The 893-nt window shown below is 51.5% G+C and carries 1 protein-coding gene; it reads right to left on the reverse strand.

All coding sequences use genetic code 11. The features are described 5' to 3' along the window. Window positions 1–893 (reverse strand): hypothetical protein (locus tag CX664_RS26795; protein ID WP_219622298.1); only part of this gene is annotated, 893 nt, incomplete at both ends.

Below are 893 nucleotides of genomic sequence, written 5' to 3' on the forward strand. Positions count from 1 at the left end.
TCTTGGGCCGCCGTGCCTGTTGATGCAGGCGTCAATGATGGAGAAGCGGCTGAGCTATCTCTGGAACCAGTAATAACTGTCTGCCTGGCAGTGTCGGGGTTTGTTGTTGTCGTCAGGCTGGATTGCCTGGCCTGTGCAGCGGTTGAGATGGTTGTTGAGGTTGGAGGTGTTGTTGTGCTGTCAGATCTACCGGAGGTTCCTTCTGTTGTGGTGGTTTCAGATGATGCTATTTCCTGGTTTGTCGTTTGATGTATAGCTTTTGTCGTCTGAGTTGTAGTGCCTGTTGTTGGCGATGTTACTGATTGTCTTGTTTCTGCAAGTGTTGAGATTTCTGTCAGCGTTGAAGCAGCCGTTGTGCTATCCGGAATACCGGAAGTTCCCTGTAGTCCCGGGCTATCAGACGTTGATTGTGCTTTTTCCTGAGTAGCTGATTGTTGCGTTGTTGTCTGTTGGGCAGCCGTTCCTGTTGATGCCGACGTCAATGATGGAGAAGCAGCTGAGCTATCTCTGGAACCAGAAGTCACTGTCTGTCTGGCAGTGTCGGGGGTTGGTGCTTTCGTTTGGCTAGATTGCCTGGCCTGTGCAGCGGTTGAGATGGTTGTTGATGTTGGAGGCGCCGTTGTGCTGTCAGTTCTACCAGAGGCGTCTTCTGTTGTGGTGGTTTCAGACGTTGATTGTGCTTTTTCCTGAGTGACTGATTGTTGTGTTGTTGCCTGTTCGGCAGCCGTGCCTGTTGATGCCGACGTCAATGATGGAGGAGCGGCTGAGCTATCTCTGGAACCAGAAATAACTGTCTGCTTGGCAGTGTCGGGGTTTGTTGTTGTCGTCAGGCTGGATTGCCTGGTCTGTGCAGTGGTTGAGATGGTCGTTGAGGTTGGAGGTGTTGTTGTGCT

This window comes from Endozoicomonas acroporae (assembly GCF_002864045.1).
Taxonomy (GTDB): domain Bacteria; phylum Pseudomonadota; class Gammaproteobacteria; order Pseudomonadales; family Endozoicomonadaceae; genus Endozoicomonas; species Endozoicomonas acroporae.